The organism is Thalassoroseus pseudoceratinae (genome assembly GCF_011634775.1).
Lineage (GTDB): Bacteria > Planctomycetota > Planctomycetia > Planctomycetales > Planctomycetaceae > Thalassoroseus > Thalassoroseus pseudoceratinae.
In genome coordinates this window covers 1,114,748-1,131,187 of record NZ_JAALXT010000001.1, presented here as the reverse complement: position 1 = coordinate 1,131,187, position 16,440 = coordinate 1,114,748, and the positions used below count along the sequence as shown (strand labels likewise).

The following is a 16,440-nucleotide window of genomic DNA, read 5'->3' as shown; positions in this document are numbered from 1 at the left end:
ATTCGTGTAGCCGGTGGTGACGTTCTGTCACGACTAGCTAAACATGCGGATCCGGGCCAGCGGTCTCGACACGAAAGGACTCGTGTTCCATGCGCCATTGTTCTAGTCGGTTGCCACGTTCAACCAGGGGTTTCGTGTGGATCACGCTTGTGCTTCTAGCGGCTGGATGCGGAGGTGATCCGTTACGTGGACCGTCGATGTCGACCGCGTTGAAAACGGTCAACCCATTTGATGATGGTCTATTCGCCCGCTCGCAGAGCCCTGACGAAGATCTCACACTCGAAACCACAATCGAAACTCCGATGGTGGGTGACTACACCACGATCGAAGGATTGCATTTCATTACCTTGGAAGGTGTGGGTCTGGTTGTCGGTCTGGATGGCAATGGCGGTGACCCGGCTCCATCACACTATCGTGAGGCGCTCCTCGACGAGATGCGGCGTCGCGATATCAAGAACCCGAACCAGTTGCTTGCATCGCCCGATACGGCATTGGTTGTGGTCCGGGCCTATCTTCCACCGTTGGTTGCCAAGGGCGATCGGTTCGACGTGGAAGTTCGGGTTCCCGGTAAGGACGACACGAAAAGCCTGAATGGTGGTTGGCTATACGAAACGTACCTCAGCGAACATGCGGTCGTTCCCGGTGAAGGTGTGATGACTGGTCGCGAGTTCGCGATTGCATCGGGACCGATTCTGGTGTCCGCCAGCGAAGGCGATCGTGAGGAGTTAGCCGGTGTCCTCAAACGCGGTCGGGTTCTCGGTGGGGGCGTTTCCAAAACGGAACGTCACCTCACGATGTACCTGCGAAACGATTTCGCCAGCTTCCGGAACTCGGTCCGTATCGCGGACCGAATTGGAAAACGCTTCTACCGCTACAACCGAGCCGGTATTCGCGAACCGCTGGCGGAAGCCAAGACTCATCAACGAATCGAACTCAAACTGCAACCGCGTTACAAAGAGAATTATCCACGATTTCTCCAAGCCATTCGGCACATTGCTTTCCGTGAAACCGATGTCGCCAAGCACGTTCGGGTGGAGAAACTTGCTGACAAGTTGAACAACCCACCGACTGCGGAGAAGGCGGCGTTGGAGTTGGAAGCCGTCGGGCGGGATTCGATTCCGATTCTCCGAGACGCTTTGGAAAATCCGGACTTGGAAGTGCGATTCCATGCAGCGATGGCGATCACGTATCTGGGTGAGCCAGACGGGATCGATGCTCTTGTCGAGGCCGCTCGGGACGAACCCGCATTTCGTGTGTACGCTTTGGCGGGACTGGCAGCAACGGAAGACGCAACCGCCCACGTCGGTCTCCGAAGTTTGCTAAGCAGCGACAGTGCGGAAACCCGTTACGGGGCGTTTCGGGCATTGTCCGTGTTGGATAAACGGGACCCGTTCATCGAAGGCGAACCGTTGCCCAGTATCGAGGATGCACAATTCATGTTGCATGCCTTGGATACAGAGGGCGAACCAATGGTTCACCTGACCAACCGCAAAATTGCGGAGGTTGTGATCTTCGGAGCTGGGCAGAAGTTTGAAACTCCGATGGCATTGCGAGCCGGGCGACACATCCTCGTGACCGGGTCGCCGGGAAGCTCCACTGTCAAAATCAGCCGATTCCAAGTGGGACGGACCGATCAAAAACGGGAAGTTCCGAATCGTGTTGTGGACGTCGTCCGTGCCGTCACGGAAATGGGAGCCACCTATCCAGACGTCGCCCAATTGCTCACGCAGGCGGATATTCAGCACAACTTGGTTGGTCGTCTGGAAGTCGATGCGCTGCCGAAATCGGGTCGAATCTACTACCGGGATGCCGAGAAAACATCCTCTTCGCGAGTTGGTGGAAGCGGTTTGCTACCGAACCTGTTTGAAGCTGGCGAAGAAAAATCATCCCGCGAACGAAAATCCCGAGATGACGACGAAGAAGAAGAATTGCCCTTCGATGAGAAAGATGGGCAAGCTAGCGTGACTGATAAATCTCCGATCGACGACGAAGAAGGCGAGAATCTCGAAAACGCTCTTCTCCAAGATGAAAGAAAATGGTACGACCCACGTCGACTGTTGGGCAAACCCCAACTCAACACGGACTGATCAGGAGTTAAGGATCGGGAGTCGGGATACGAACGGCAGAGGTACTCTGCATCGCCTATCCTGATTCCCGCGACTTGATCCCTGTCACCTGACTTGCGATCACTTGAACAGGTCTTGAACTCAGACCATGCTGAAATCCCTTGAACTCTTCGGCTTCAAAAGTTTTGCCGAGAAGACGCGGTTCGACTTCTCGCCCGGCATTACCGCCGTGGTGGGACCGAACGGTAGTGGCAAGAGTAACGTTGTCGATGGCATCAAGTGGATTCTTGGGGATCAAAGCGCGAAGAGTCTTCGCGGCAAAGAGATGACGGACGTCATCTTCAACGGCTCCAGTGGCCGCAAAGGAAGTAACTTTGCCGAAGCCACGCTGACGTTCGACAACACATCCGGCTTTCTGCCAATTGATGCCCGTGAAGTGGCAATCGGTCGACGGTTGTGGCGGAACGGCGATGCGGAATACCTGATTAATCGACAAACGGCTCGGTTAAAGGATATCCGCAGTCTGCTGATGGGGACCGGTGCCGGGTCCGCGGCGTATAACATCATCGAACAAGGCCGCGTCGATCAAATTCTGCAAGCCAACGCAGCGAATCGGCGGGTCATCTTTGAAGAAGCCGCCGGAATCAGCAAGTTCAAGGCACGCAAGGCGGATGCCCTGCGGAAGCTGGAACGTGTCGATCAAAACTTGCTGCGTTTGCGGGACATTGTCGAGGAAGTCGAAAACCGCCTCAATTCTCTACGCACACAAGCCGGACGTGCGGCCAAGTATCGGGACACGTCCGCCGAGTTGAAGAAACTTTGGCTCGGTCTGGCTGCGGATGATTATCGCTATCAATCCGAAGAACTGACCCACCTCGAAACGGAACTGTCCGAGTGCGGACGCCGATTGGATGAGGTCAACAGCCGTCATCAGGAATTGGAATCCCAGCTTTCCGCGCTCGACGTTGATATCGCCGAAGTGGAAGACCGATTACGTGTGGAGGAGCAAGCCAGCTCGGCTCAACGCGAAACACTGGCCGGTCACGAGACAACCATTGGGCACCAATCTTCGCGGTTGGAGGAGTTGGAAACCGAACTCGACCGATTGCGGCATCAACGCACGTTTTTGGCGTCGCGGGCGGCGGAGGTGATCGGCGAGATTGACCACGTTCATTCGCAACTCATGCAATTCGAACAAGAACACGCCGAACGCAAAGGCCGTCTCGAGCAGTGTCTCGCGGAAATCGCGGAGTTGAATCACAAGATTCAGAGCGAACGCGACACGGTTGAGGAATATCGGGAACAACTCCTGGAACAGATGAAGGAAGCGTCGGTTGCCGCCAGTCGCGCGGACGGGTTCCGTCAGCAACTGAAAGCCATGAGCGAGTCGAAAGTCGGCGTGTTGGCACGTCGGTCACGAGTCGCGGAAGCCGTCAACGCGTGCGAGGACGAATGCCGCGGTCGCCGCGATGAATTGGAGACATCCGGGGAACGGGTGGTGCGACTCGGGGACCGAGTCCACGAACTCCATGCCGAACGTCGTAAACTTCTCGAAGATCGGCATTCGTATCAGCAGAGTCTATCTGACCTTCGCGAACAACGAAGCGGTTGGCAAGCTCGCAAGAATGTGCTCGACGATCTCGAACGACGGCAGAACGGTTTGGGTGTCGGCGTGAAGGAACTTCTGCGTCGCGCGGCCACTCTCGATCAACCGCCTTGGAACACGATTCATGGCAGCGTTGCAGAGCTGCTAGAGGTTGAGTTGGAGCACGCTGCGATTCTCGAAGCCGCTCTTGGGCCACGTTCACAATACTTGGTTGTGGATAATCTCGATTCACTGGTCGACTATTTGACGAGCGGTGTTTGCGACATCACCGGCCGCGTGGGGTTTGTAGATCTCTCGGCTTTGACGCCGGAATCTTTGGTCGAAGTCGCTGAAGACGAAACGGGGCAAACCGTCGCCGCCGCCACACGGGATCTGTCTGGCGAACCCGGTGTGTGTTATCGGGCCGATTCTCTGGTCAGTGAGTCACCACGGATCGCGGACCTGCCATTACGGTTGCTGGCGGATACCTGGGTCGTCGAAACTGTTCAAGTCGCCCGGCAGTTGGCGAACGGTGCGGGGCATGGTTGCCGGTTCGTCACGCTGCAAGGCGAGTTACTCGACGCCGATCGCAATTTGGTCGTCGGTACATTGCAAATCGAGACGGCACTTATTCCCCGCAAAAGTGAACTGCAACGACTGAAATACGATCTGCAAGAAGTCAGTGAACTCATTGAGCAGCGGGAAAACGAACTGTCTGGGATGGCTCACACGCTGACGAGCTACGACGATGAACTGGACGACATCGACCACACACTTCAAGAGGCTGCGGACGAACACAATCAATGCAAGGCCGTCTATCACGCGGAGACTCAAGAGCTCGCTCGCTTGTTGCGTGATCTCAACGCGTTGGATGAAGAAGTTCACAAAATCACACTCGACGAAGAACGAGTCACCGCGGAACTGCAGCAAGCCGAAGCGGCTCACGCGGCTGCGGAAGAACAACTCGAAGGTTTGCAAAACAACATCAGCCAGTTGGAATTCGACTTGGCTCGTTCGGAGCACCGTCTGCAAACCTTGGAGAAAACCAAGACCGAGGAACGGCTCAGCACGGTCAAGCACGAGGAACGGCTTGCCGGAATGCAGCAGGCGTACAAGCGGTTGGAGGAGGATCGCACCACGCGACTGCAACAGCGGGACGAAGTCGAACGACGTTACGCGGCGGCGATGGCGAAGCGACAAGATATCACATTGCATGTGCTGAACACGTCCGCCCAGCTCGCTGAGTTGGCTTTGGAACAAGAATCCGTTGGTACGCGTGTCCGACAACTCATGGCTGAAAAATCCGATTTACGCGGACGCCGGAGCGTCTTTTTGAAGGAAGAAACCACGCTCCGCAGCGAACGCCGAGATCTGAACGACCAACAGCACCTGCAAGAGATGTCGGCCCGTGATATTCGTCAACGGCTCGAATCCATGGCCGAGCGAATCCGCGAAGAATACCAGTTGGAGCTTCACGAAATTGTTGCGTCCGATGCCTCGGCGTATCACGATTACCTCAACGAAAATCATCCCGGTTGGCAGCAAGCGGGTGACGATTCCGTCGATACAGATGAGTCCATTGATGAATCTGTGGAGTTGGAATCCGGTGAGGAGTTCGACGAACCGGAAGAAGCTCCCCCGGTTGCCGAAGAACCGATTCCCGAGTTCGAAGAACTCCGCGACGGTTTCGAGCAGCAAGTCGACAAGTTGCGACGGCGGCTCAAAAGTATGGGCAACGTCGACACCGAAAGTCTGGGCGACCTCGAAGAAATGGAGGCCCGCTTCGCTCATATGAGCACGCAACTCGCGGACCTCACCGAAGCCAAAGCCGCCCTCGAAGAAATCGTGCGGAAAATCAACACCGAAAGTAAACGGCTATTCGTCGAAACGTTCGAGTTGGTTCGCGGACACTTCCAACACCTATTCCGGAAAGCGTTCGGTGGGGGTGACGGCGATATCGTCCTCGAAGACCCCAACGATGTGCTCGAATGTGGGATCGAATTGATCGCACGTCCGCCGGGTAAGGATCTCAAGAGCATCTCGCTGATGAGTGGTGGCGAGAAAGCCCTGACCGCGTTTGCGCTATTGTTGGCGTTGTTCAAAACGCGACCGAGCCCGTACTGTCTGCTCGACGAAGTGGACGCTCCGCTCGACGAAGCGAACGTCGGGCGATTGGGAGCACTCGTCGAGGAGTTCAAGGGCGAAACGCAGTTCATCATCATCACGCACAAGAAGCCGACGATGACCATTTCCGATGTCATCTATGGCGTGACGATGGAACAATCCGGGGTGTCCAAACGCATGTCCGTTCGCTTCGATGACGTCAGCGACGACGGCGAGTTCAACACAGACGGCGAGGACGACATGGCCCAAGCCGCGTGATATCCAGCTGAGGCCATGTGTTTCAGAGCGAATTTGGAACTACTCGATCGTGAAGGTTAGTTCCTGTTCCTCATCGGTTTCCAGAATTGTCGCTTTGAGCGGTGACTTCGCTGGCTCTGCGTACTGCGGCGGCAACAGGTTCTTGGGCGTCGCAGCGGGTTGGCCAGGGACCGGCGGTTGATAGTCGCTTTCATCTTCTGACGCAGTTCCCGTTTGGGACGGTGCGTCTTTCTTAACGACCGTGACAACATACGCCCCGGGAACCAAGCCGTCGCCCTGTTCAAAGGTCCGTGGCTCTGCTTGCCCTTGATCATCAGTGATCGCAGAACCCGCATGGCCATTCGCTGGATCGGTCGGAATAAAAGCGACCGTAGCCCCCTCGACTGGTTCTCCTCCCTGTGTGACCGTAATCGAAACCGGCGTCGTTTTGGGGCGGCCCGGAACTTCCGGCGATCCACCGCAACCACTGGAAATGGCCAGACACACAGTACTCATCAGCATGAGTTGAAGTTTTAACATTTTCACCTCTTGAATTTTGTGGGATACGAGTTCTAAAATATTTATGAAGATTTCGTATCACTGTTATAGATTTTTCCAATCCATCTTGGCCAGGGTGAGACGGAAAATGCAGTGACCAGTTTGGATTCGATTCCACGACATCCCCTTCCTACACACTTGGATGTCGTCCGGCGAGCACAGACGAAGCCACCAACCTAACGGCTCACACTTGGTTTCCACACAGACCAAACCCTCCGAGCCGGAGTGTACGAGTCCCACCAATAGTCGAGGGAATCACTCCCTCTGTTCCTTCCTTCTTGATTTGGAGAGAGTCTATGTCCACCCGCCCCTTGCGTCGCGGATTCACCTTGATCGAATTGCTGGTGGTCATTGCCATCATCGCCATTCTGATCGCCCTGCTCTTGCCTGCCGTTCAACAGGCCCGTGAAGCTGCTCGCCGAACACAATGCAAGAACAACTTGAAGCAACTCGGCATCGCGTTGCACAACTATCACGATACCCACGGTGGATTCGTCCCTCGGAAATACGGTACGGCAACCAACAGCAACCGCTTGAGCGGTTTCTACGGTTTGTTGCCTTTCATCGAGCAAGACAACTTGTTCAAGCAAATCCAAGCAGGAGACGCTTCCACACCTCCTGGTGGACCAACCGCATGGTCTGGGTGGTCAGTTTGGAACGTGAAGATCGACGGTCTTCTTTGCCCGTCCGACGCGTATCCGGAAGGTGTTCGTCAGACCAACTACGCATTCAGCGTTGGCGATAGCCACATGAACATCCGCGACACCAGCAACCTTCGCGGCATTTTCATGTTTCGGACTTCAACGCGGATGGGTGACATCACCGATGGAACCAGCAATACCATAATGATGAGCGAACGCGTGAAAGCCAACTTCGGAATCGGTGGCAACAATGGTGCACAGCCGATCGAAGGAACCGCGACGAGTGCCACCATCAATCCGCCTGTGAATTGTCTTTCGCTGACTTCCGGGAACACCTTTGTCACGCCCAGCAACGTCAAAGGCCGCTTTGGAACTTCCTTGTGGGACGGTCAACCGGAACGCTGTGCGTTCAACACCGTTTTGCCTCCCAACTCACCTGGGTGCACTGATGATGCCAATGTGAATGCCGACTCGGTCAACGTCTTGCTGCCAGCCAGTAGCCGTCACTCGGGTGGTGTGAATGCGTTGATGTGCGATGCTTCGGTTCGCTTCATCAGCGAGACAATCAACACCGGAAACCTAGGTGTTTCGCAAAGTTCTGCCAGCTTCGGTGGACAAAGTCCCTACGGCGTATGGGGGGCATTGGGAAGCAAGAGCTCCGGTGAAGTCGTGCAAGACTTCTAAGCCAAACACTACGGGGTAACATTCGAAGAATCAGCAAGGGCAGCGTCTTGGTCTTCAAGACGACTGCCCTTTTTTGCGTCCGTGACTTCTGTTGATCAGTGAGCCACACGATTGTCGGTCCAGGTTCCCGCGTTTTCGAGAATGAAGTCGGGGTCTTTGAACTGCTCGCGAAGAATTTGCTCGTAGATCGCCGCTTCGGTTTCGCGACTAATCGGTGTCGGAGAGTTAGCGACCAAACCTAACGCTTGATCGAGCACACCGACCGTACCGGTGCCTTCGTCGAATTGGGCCTTCTCCCGCCAAACCAGTTCTGGGGGCAACAAGTCCTCGCAGGCTTTGCGGAGAATCCACTTTTCAACTGTCTTGCCGGTGGCTTCGTCGGTGACCCGCATTTTGAGGGATGCGGGAATCGACTGGGCGAAGTCGATCAAATCGCGATCCAGAAATGGCGTGCGGGCTTCGAGTCCCTGAGCCATTGTGATGCGATCGACCCGTTGCAAATTGATGTTGTGCATCGACTGCAACGACCGTGTGAGTTCCTCGGCGAGTTCGCGGGGGGCCGTCGCGTAATCGTGATGGTACGCATAGCCGGCGAATAACTCGTCGGCTCCTTCGCCGGTGAGCGTGGCTTTCACATGTCGGCGGGCCAGCGTGGTGGCGAAGTGCGTCGGCATTGCGCTGCGGACGAGGTCCACGTCGGCACTCTCCAAGTGATAGATCACGTGCGGCAACGCATCCGCCAGGTCTTGCGGTGTGAACGTCAACTCGTAGTGATCGGCTCCGATGTGTTCGGCGACTTGTCTCGCAGCGAGCAAATCGGGACTGCCTTCCACACCGACCGAAAACGTTTTCAATGGTCGATCGATGGCCTTTGCCGCGAGAGCCGCAATAATCGAGGAGTCCAGCCCGCCGGAAAGAAACGAACCTACTTCAACATCGGCGACCATCCATTTCCGAACAGCGTCTTCCAAGACCAACCGAAGTTCACGGTAAATCGCCTCGATGTTTACACCGGGATCGATGTCGGCGGCACCATGCGGAATTCGTGACCATTGGCGGAAACCGTCGATGCTGTCGAACATGCCACCGGGTTTGATGGCCTGGATCGACTTCAATCCGAGACCGTCGAACGCCTTCAATTCGGACGCGAACGCCAGGCCCTCTTCAAATTCGGCCACATAAAGCGGTTTGATTCCCAATGGATCGCGAGCGGCAATAACCCGATCTTTCGTCGCGAGGACGAATGCGAACATACCATCCAACCGAGCCACCCAGCGGAGTTGGTCGGAGCGAAAGAGATGCAAAATCGTTTCGCTATCGCTTTCGGTTTCAAATGCACTTTCGCCGAGGATCGCCCGCAGATCGGCGTGATTATAAATCTCTCCGTTCGCCACCAAAATATTGTTGGCGTTGTCGATCGGTTGGCGACCGTTCTGGGTACCGATGATCGAAAGTCGACAGTGTGCCATCACCGCCGGGACATTCTCCGAGCGGTAAACTTGGACTTCATCAGGACCACGGTGGGCGATGCTTTCAATCATCCGCTGGGCAAGGGTTTCGTCGTCGATGTTCCACAAACAAACGAATCCACACATAAAAGCAGTGTCCTTGAGTCAATTCTTCGGCAAAAGCGCGGGCTGTCCGAAGGCAACCGTAGACCGGGGCACTGTCTTCGTCAAGTACGCACATTGAACGGAACACCGAGGTTCTTCGTGAGTCGGCCGATCTCCCGTTGAATTAGGTCGAGGTTGGAGTCCCGCACGGTTGGCAATCGGAAACGGGCATCGCGGACGCCGTTGTAGTCGATTTCCGCAATAATCAGTTCTTCACCATCACCCGCTTGGATGAGCGTATTTCCATAGGGATCGACCACCCGACTACCTCCCCAAAACCGGTCATCCAAACTGATGCCGCCGGAGAAGTTCGCCATGATCACAGGGAATCCATAGATCATGGAATAGAATTTAATGACCGTTTCCCAGCCCATCGGATTGGAGAAGTCTCCCGCGAGTGCCCGTTCCGAAGACGCCACGGGAGCAATCAACAATGTCGTTCCGTAGAGCGCAGCAATTTGCACCAAAGCCGGGTTCCACAAATCGGCACATACGAGGATGGAACCAATCCAGGGCGACTGCATCTTGAACACATCGATGTAGCGTCCCCCGGCGTAGTGTTTTTTCTCTTCCAAGTTGCCGTAGGATGCCAAGTTCAACTTGCGATGAATGAACTGCACGTCACCGTCATGCAAAACGGCACACGTGTTGTGAATTTGGGCGGCGTAACCATCTTCGACGAATCCGACAACCGTTCGCATCGGTCCGGATTCGCTCGCTAATTCGGTGAGGAGTTGGTCGTCTTGGGTGATGGCCACTTCCAACGCCCGAAACCCAACCGGATAACCAGTGATAGACAATTCCGGAAACACAAGCAGATCGACGTCCGCAGCGCGGGCTTCCTCGATGTATTTGAAATGCTTGTCCACGTTGATGTTGACTTCGTACGGGACGGAGTCAATCTGCGCGACGGCCACCCGGAGGACAGGCTTTTTCGCCTCGCTGGACTTGGTTGGATCATCGGTCACGGACTGGCATCCTTGAAAATCGTGCGATTACCAATTAGCCATTCGGATGATGGGATCAGGATTTCGTAGGAAAACCAGAGCTCTCCGAGCATCTTTCCTAATCCCTAAATCCTCACACGCGGGTGGTTCGAGATTCGATTTCCCCACATGCCAGCACCGTAGACCTCATCCTATTCCCAAGTGAGAAGCAAGTCGCCGGTCTTCACCTGACTCCCGGCTTTCACCAGGACCTCGGCAATTTTTCCATCGCGTTCGGCGGTCACGGTGGTTTGCATCTTCATGGCTTCCATCGTGAGCAGCTTTTGACCTTTCGAGACCTGGGAACCCGCGTCGACCGCCACTGCGACAACCATCCCGGGCATTTGGGCTCCAACGTGGTTCGCATTGTTCGGGTCTGCTTGGGCGCTGGCCGGAGTTTCCGGTTCCTCGGATTTGTCCAGAACGAGCACGTCACGCGGTTGCCCGTTGAGCTCGAAGAACACGCTTCGCATTCCATCGGAGTGGGCGATGCCTGTCGTCAGATAACGGATGATGAGCGTTTTACCCGGTTCGATATCCGCCGCAATTTCCTCGGTGCCTTCCATGCCAAAGAAGTAAACCGGCGTCGGGAGTGTGCTGGTGTCGCCATACTCTAACTGGTGTTTCGCGAAGTCCGCGAACACGCGGGGGTATAGCAATGACGATAGCACTTCTTGCGATGTCGGTTTGCGATCGAGCAATTCCTCCAGCGTCTTGGATTCCGCTTCGAAGTCCGCCGGTGGCAGCGTTTCGCCGGGACGACCGTCGAAGGACGGATGATCTTTCAGAATCCGCTGGCGAACATTTTCTGGAAAACCACCCGGCGGTTGTCCCATCGCACCGCTGATCAAGTCGATCACCGAAGCCGGGTACGAATATTCCTTTTCGCCGTTGAGAACATCGTCGACGGTGAGGTCATTCCCGACCATGAACAACGCCATGTCGCCCACGGCTTTCGAGGTCGGTGTGACTTTGACAATGTCGCCGAACATTTCGTTGACGTCGGCGTAGACATGACAAACTTCCCGCCAGCGATCCGACAAACCCAGAGCGGATGCCTGTTGGTACAAGTTCGTGTACTGTCCGCCTGGCATTTCGTGGTTGTACAAGTCAGCCGTGCCGGGAAGGACTTCGCTTTCAAACGGCGTGTAAAATTCCTTGACGGCACCCCAGTAATCCGCGAGCGAATCGATGGAGTCGGAGTCCAAACCAGTCGCTCGATCGGTGAAACGAATTGACTCGCTAAGAGTGTTCAAGTTCACCTGAGCGGTCCCGCCAGAGAGCGGTGCCATCGCTGCGTCGGCGATATCCAGGCCCACGTCGGCCGCCTCCAAAATCGAAGCGGTTTGCATGCCCGCCGTGTCGTGCGTGTGGAAGTGGATCGGAATGCCGATCTCGCTCTTAAGAGCCGTCACAAGCTGCTTCGCCGCCGCTGGTTTGCACAAGCCGGCCATGTCCTTGATGGCCAAGATATGAGCACCCATCTTCTCCAGCGTTTTCGCCAACTCGACATAGTACTTCAGATCGTACTTGGTGCGTTTCGGATTGGTGATATCACCGGTGTAGCAGATTGACGCTTCGCAGATGGCATCGGTTTCGAGCACGGCTTCCATCGCCACTCGCATGTTCGGAACCCAGTTCAGGGCATCGAACACCCGAAACACGTCCAGCCCCGCGTCGGCGGTTTCTTTCACGAACGCCCGCACGACGTTGTCCGGATAGTTGGTGTAACCAACCGCGTTCGATGCTCGCAGCAGCATTTGGAACAGGATGTTGGGAACCTTCTCCCGCATTCGTGCCAAACGATCCCAAGGCGATTCGTTGAGAAACCGCATGGAAACGTCAAACGTCGCCCCGCCCCACATTTCCAGGGAGAACAATTGAGGAGCCAAGTGAGCGTACGCATCCGCAACTTGCAACATGTCGTATGTACGCATCCGTGTGGCGAACAGCGACTGGTGGGCATCGCGGAAGGTAGTGTCGGTAATGAGCAGTGGTTTTTGTTCCAGAATCCACTGAGAAAACTTCTCAGGGCCAAGTTCCTTCAAGCGGTCACGTGTGCCCTTCGGAAGGGGTTGACTGCCATCGAATTTCGGTACCAGGGCCGGCGTGCGTCGTTTGCTTTGAGGTCGACCGGCGACCGTGGGGTTCCCGTTCACGATGACATCGCCGATGTACCGCAACATTTTCTGAGCGCGGTTCTGACGTTCCGGGATGTCGAACAGTTCCGGGTGTTGGTCGATGAACCGCGTGGTGCATTCGCCAGCCACGAAGGTTTCGTGACGCAGCAGCTTTTGCAAGAACGGAATGTTGGTCTTCACGCCACGGATTCGGAACTCGGCGAGAACGCGTTCCATGCGTTTGACCGCATCATTGAACCGACGAGCCCGGGCGGTGACTTTCACAAGCAGCGAATCATAGAACGGGTAAACGACGGCACCGGAAAATGCACTGCCGGCATCTAATCGCACACCTGTGCCGCTACCGGATCGATAGTGTGTGATGCGGCCATAGTCTGGAGTGAAATTCTGCGTGGGGTCCTCGGTGGTGACACGACATTGAATCGCATATCCGTGAATTGGGACGGACGCCTGGTCTGGCAGCCCGATTTCCGGTTCACTCAGAGCTTTGCCTTGAGCGATCAAAAGCTGCGATTTAACGATATCGACCCCGGTGATCTCCTCTGTCACCGTATGCTCGACTTGAATCCGGGGATTCACTTCGATGAAAAAGAATTGCCCGCTTTCGGCGTCAACGAGGAACTCAACCGTGCCGGCGTTTTGGTAATTTACCGACTGCCCAATCTTCACCGCCGCTTCACAAAGCCCCGCGCGAATGCTGTCGTCAAGAGTTGGTGCGGGTGCAAGCTCCACGACTTTCTGATGTCGTCGTTGAACCGAGCAGTCACGTTCGTAGAGATGGAGCACATTACCATGCTCGTCGCCAAGCAACTGCACTTCGATGTGCCGAGCCTGCGAAATAAACTTCTCAACGAAGATATCCGGGCTGCCGAATGCCGTCAGCGATTCCCGTTGAGCTTGCTCGAATGCACCAGCAAATTCGTCTTCCGTTTGAACGACACGCATCCCGCGTCCACCGCCCCCGTGGGCGGCTTTCAGAATGATTGGAAAACCCAATCCCCGCGCGGTTTCCATTCCCTCTTCGACGTTTTGAATTGCTCCGCTACTTCCACCGAGAATCGGTACACCAGCTTGCTCGGCGATTTCACGGGCAGAGGTTTTGTCTCCCAACCGCCGCAGAACATCCACTGTTGGACCGACGAACTTGATTCCTCGGTCCGCACACGCTTGAGCAAAGTCGGCGTTTTCCGAGAGGAAACCGTAACCAGGATAAATCGCGTCGACGCCAATTCGTTCAGCCAACTGAACGATCGAGTCGATATCCAGATAAGACCGAATGGGCTCACCTTTTTGACCGACTTCGTACGCTTCGTCTGCTTTGAAGCGATGCAACGAGAAGCGGTCTTCGTGGGCGTGAATCGCCACGGTCCGAATGCCCAACTCATAAGCCGAGCGAAACGCCCGAATCGCAATCTCCGAACGGTTCGCCACAAGAAGTTTCTGAATGGTCATCAGTTCATGTTCTTTCGCGCTAGGTATGATCGACCGGCCCATGATAAAGCGTCCGCAGGTCAGAAAACAGGGACCCGCAATTTGCTGATGATCTGTTGTCAAAGTTGGGTTCTTTCGTCCTCAGTAGCAAACTAAAATTTGTGTTGTAAGAACGTACCGATCTGGACTCGAACACAACCAGCGAGGTTTCCATGCCCTCCAGCACCGGAACGAATTCCGACGTTGACGATTACTTTCGCGACCTTGCCAATTGGCAGGACGAATTGGCCGCGCTGCGGAAGATCTTGCTCGACACCGAGTTGACCGAAGACTTCAAATGGCGAGCCCCGTGCTACACGCACCAGGGGAAGAACATTGTGATCCTGGCGGAGTTGAAGGACTGCTGCACCCTCGGTTTTTTCAAGGGAGCCCTGCTCGGAGACCCGCTAGGTATTCTGGAAAAGTCGGGTGAGAATACCCGCTCGGCCCGTGTGATTCGGTTTACGGACACCACGGAGATCGAGAGGCTCAAGCCGACTTTGAAGTCGTATCTCACCGAAGCGATCGAAGTTGAGAAATCTGGTCGCAAGGTCGAGGCGATCGACCACGCCGCGTTGGAATTTCCGCTCGAACTTCAGGAGCAATTCGAGAAAAATCCGGAACTGAAAACTGCTTTCACCGCCCTCACACCCGGTCGGCAACGCGGCTACGTGCTGCACTTTTCCAGTGCGAAGCAATCCAAGACCCGCACCACACGAATCGAACGCTACACCGAACGTATTCTCGACGGCAAAGGCCTCAACGACTGCACCTGTGGTCTCTCGAAAAAGATGCCCGGATGTGACGGCTCACACAAGCAAATCCGCTGATGTGGACCGACATTACTCATCGATTTTACGCGATGATGTCGTGCACGACGCGGCCGTGGACGTCGGTGAGGCGGAAGTCTCGGCCGGAGTAGCGGTAGGTGAGGCGTTCGTGGTCGAGGCCCATCAGGTGCAGGATGGTGGCGTGGAGGTCGTGGACGTGCATGCGGTTTTCGACGGCGTGCATGCCGAACTCGTCGGTGGAACCGTACATCAAACCGCCGCGTGTCCCGCCACCAGCGAGGAACATCGAGAAGCCGGTGTTGTGGTGATCGCGACCGGGTTTGTTTTTCTTTTTCTTGTCTTGCTGCGCGTACGGCGTGCGACCGAATTCACCACCCCAGATGACGAGTGTGTCATCGAGAAGCCCGCGTGCTTTTAAGTCTCCGAGTAATGCGGCGGTGGCTTTGTCGCTGTCGGCACAGAGGCGGCGATGTCCGTCGTCATTGTTGGAGTGCGTGTCCCACGGCTGTTTGCCTTTCTTCGTGACGTAATAGACTTGCACGAATCGCACGTCAGCTTCCAACATCCGTCGAGCGAGCAAACAGGACCGACCGAACGGCGTATTCCCATACGCTTCCTGAACGTATTTCGGTTCACCGCTGATGTCGAAGACGACCGTCGCTTCGCGTTGCATGGCGAAGGCTAGTTCCATCGCTCGAATTTGCGATTCGAGGGCATCATCCTGGTTGCGCCCATCGGCGTGAAGCCGATTTAACTGGTTGAGGATGTCGAGTTGTTTGCGTTGCTGTGAACGATCCCATCGGGGATGCCTCACGTTGGCTACAAGTTTATCCACCGCCATGTCATTCGTATCGACCGCGACGCCTTGGTGCTGCCCCGGCAGAAACGAGTTCGACCACAGTTGCGGTCCCACAACGGGCAATCCGGGACACAGACACACGAAGCCCGGCAAGTTTTGGTTCTCGCTGCCCAGTCCGTAAGATGCCCACGAACCGAGACACGGCCGCGTCGGTTGGATGTTCCCCGAGTGCATCAATAGCAATCCCGGTTCGTGATTCGGAACGTCCGTATGCATCGACCGCAAGACGCACAGATCGTCCGCGTGTTTCGACAGGTTCGGGAACAATTCGCTCATCACCACGCCGCTTTCACCGTGCGGCTGGAACTTGAACGGTGATGGCATATACCCCGCGCCGCGTCCTTTGGATCGTTCCGACGGTTCTTCGCCCTCGTGCTTCTTGAGCGCCGGTTTCGGGTCGAAGGTGTCCACATGCGATGGAGCACCGTTCATAAACAGAAAGACAACCCGCTTCGCTTTCGGTGCAAAGTGCGGCAGCGGATTCTGCGTGGTCGCCGCCTGAGCAGTCGACGTCAACAGACCACCGGCGTTCATCGCGCCCGCCAAACCCAGCATGCCGAAACCGGCACCGGCCTGCTGCAACATGGATCGACGATTGAGAAGAGTTGGAGTCGTGTGCGGCATGGCTTGGGGCTTTCTGTCAAACTCCGACGAATTGATTTCAACGCGTTTCCCTCATCGTCGG

The 16,440-nt window shown here is 55.7% G+C and carries 9 protein-coding genes; 4 read left to right on the top strand and 5 right to left on the bottom strand.

Translation table 11 applies throughout. The features are described from left to right. Positions 1-197 precede the first annotated feature (197 nt). Positions 198-2,087 (top strand): flagellar basal body P-ring protein FlgI, encoded by a 1,890-nt coding sequence (locus G6R38_RS04195; RefSeq protein ID WP_166820403.1) that lies wholly within the window; start codon positions 198-200, stop codon positions 2,085-2,087. A gap of 127 nt (positions 2,088-2,214) precedes the next feature. Then, a complete protein-coding gene (gene smc / locus G6R38_RS04190; RefSeq protein WP_166820402.1) occupies positions 2,215-6,033 on the top strand; it encodes a chromosome segregation protein SMC in 3,819 nt (1,272 codons plus the stop codon). Between the two features lie 39 nt (positions 6,034-6,072). Here smc and G6R38_RS04185 read toward each other — a convergent pair whose 3' ends face one another. Continuing rightward, a complete protein-coding gene (locus G6R38_RS04185; RefSeq protein WP_166820401.1) occupies positions 6,073-6,552 on the bottom strand; it encodes a carboxypeptidase-like regulatory domain-containing protein in 480 nt (159 codons plus the stop codon). A 314-nt stretch (positions 6,553-6,866) separates the two neighbouring features. Here G6R38_RS04185 and G6R38_RS04180 point away from each other — a divergent pair, with 314 nt between their 5' ends. After that, the gene (locus G6R38_RS04180) at positions 6,867-7,895 is read left to right on the top strand and encodes a DUF1559 domain-containing protein (protein WP_166820400.1); all 1,029 of its coding nucleotides are present in this window, start codon (positions 6,867-6,869) and stop codon (positions 7,893-7,895) included. A gap of 95 nt (positions 7,896-7,990) precedes the next feature. On the opposite strand, the gene asnB is transcribed toward G6R38_RS04180, so the two are convergent. The 3 genes from asnB to G6R38_RS04165 form a co-directional block, all read right to left on the bottom strand. Continuing rightward, positions 7,991-9,490, bottom strand: coding sequence for an asparagine synthase (glutamine-hydrolyzing) (gene asnB, locus G6R38_RS04175; RefSeq protein ID WP_166820399.1), 1,500 nt, complete (start codon positions 9,488-9,490; stop codon positions 7,991-7,993). An 80-nt stretch (positions 9,491-9,570) separates the two neighbouring features. Beyond that, complete coding sequence (locus tag G6R38_RS04170) at positions 9,571-10,476, bottom strand: nitrilase-related carbon-nitrogen hydrolase (protein ID WP_166820398.1); 906 nt, start codon at positions 10,474-10,476, stop codon at positions 9,571-9,573. Between the two features lie 170 nt (positions 10,477-10,646). Next, on the bottom strand, positions 10,647-14,087 hold the full coding sequence (locus G6R38_RS04165) for a pyruvate carboxylase (RefSeq protein WP_166820397.1): 3,441 nt from the start codon (positions 14,085-14,087) through the stop codon (positions 10,647-10,649). 191 nt (positions 14,088-14,278) lie between these two features. On the opposite strand from G6R38_RS04165, the gene G6R38_RS04160 reads away from it, so the two are divergent. After that, on the top strand, positions 14,279-14,935 hold the full coding sequence (locus G6R38_RS04160) for a DUF1801 domain-containing protein (protein WP_166820396.1): 657 nt from the start codon (positions 14,279-14,281) through the stop codon (positions 14,933-14,935). Between the two features lie 25 nt (positions 14,936-14,960). Here G6R38_RS04160 and G6R38_RS04155 read toward each other — a convergent pair whose 3' ends face one another. Next, entirely contained in the window at positions 14,961-16,379 is a 1,419-nt protein-coding gene (locus G6R38_RS04155; RefSeq protein ID WP_240928060.1) for a DUF1501 domain-containing protein, read from the bottom strand. Positions 16,380-16,440: the final 61 nt, after the last annotated feature.

Bases quoted from the DNA above. Each gene is read 5' to 3' on its own strand.
- G6R38_RS04195 (WP_166820403.1), top strand. From the start codon at position 198: ATGTCGACCGCGTTGAAAACGGTCAACCCATTTGATGATGGTCTATTC.
- smc (WP_166820402.1), top strand. From the start codon at position 2,215: ATGCTGAAATCCCTTGAACTCTTCGGCTTCAAAAGTTTTGCCGAGAAG.
- G6R38_RS04185 (WP_166820401.1), bottom strand. From the start codon at position 6,552: ATGTTAAAACTTCAACTCATGCTGATGAGTACTGTGTGTCTGGCCATT.
- G6R38_RS04180 (WP_166820400.1), top strand. From the start codon at position 6,867: ATGTCCACCCGCCCCTTGCGTCGCGGATTCACCTTGATCGAATTGCTG.
- asnB (WP_166820399.1), bottom strand. From the start codon at position 9,490: ATGTGTGGATTCGTTTGTTTGTGGAACATCGACGACGAAACCCTTGCC.
- G6R38_RS04165 (WP_166820397.1), bottom strand. From the start codon at position 14,087: ATGACCATTCAGAAACTTCTTGTGGCGAACCGTTCGGAGATTGCGATT.
- G6R38_RS04160 (WP_166820396.1), top strand. From the start codon at position 14,279: ATGCCCTCCAGCACCGGAACGAATTCCGACGTTGACGATTACTTTCGC.
- G6R38_RS04155 (WP_240928060.1), bottom strand. From the start codon at position 16,379: ATGCCGCACACGACTCCAACTCTTCTCAATCGTCGATCCATGTTGCAG.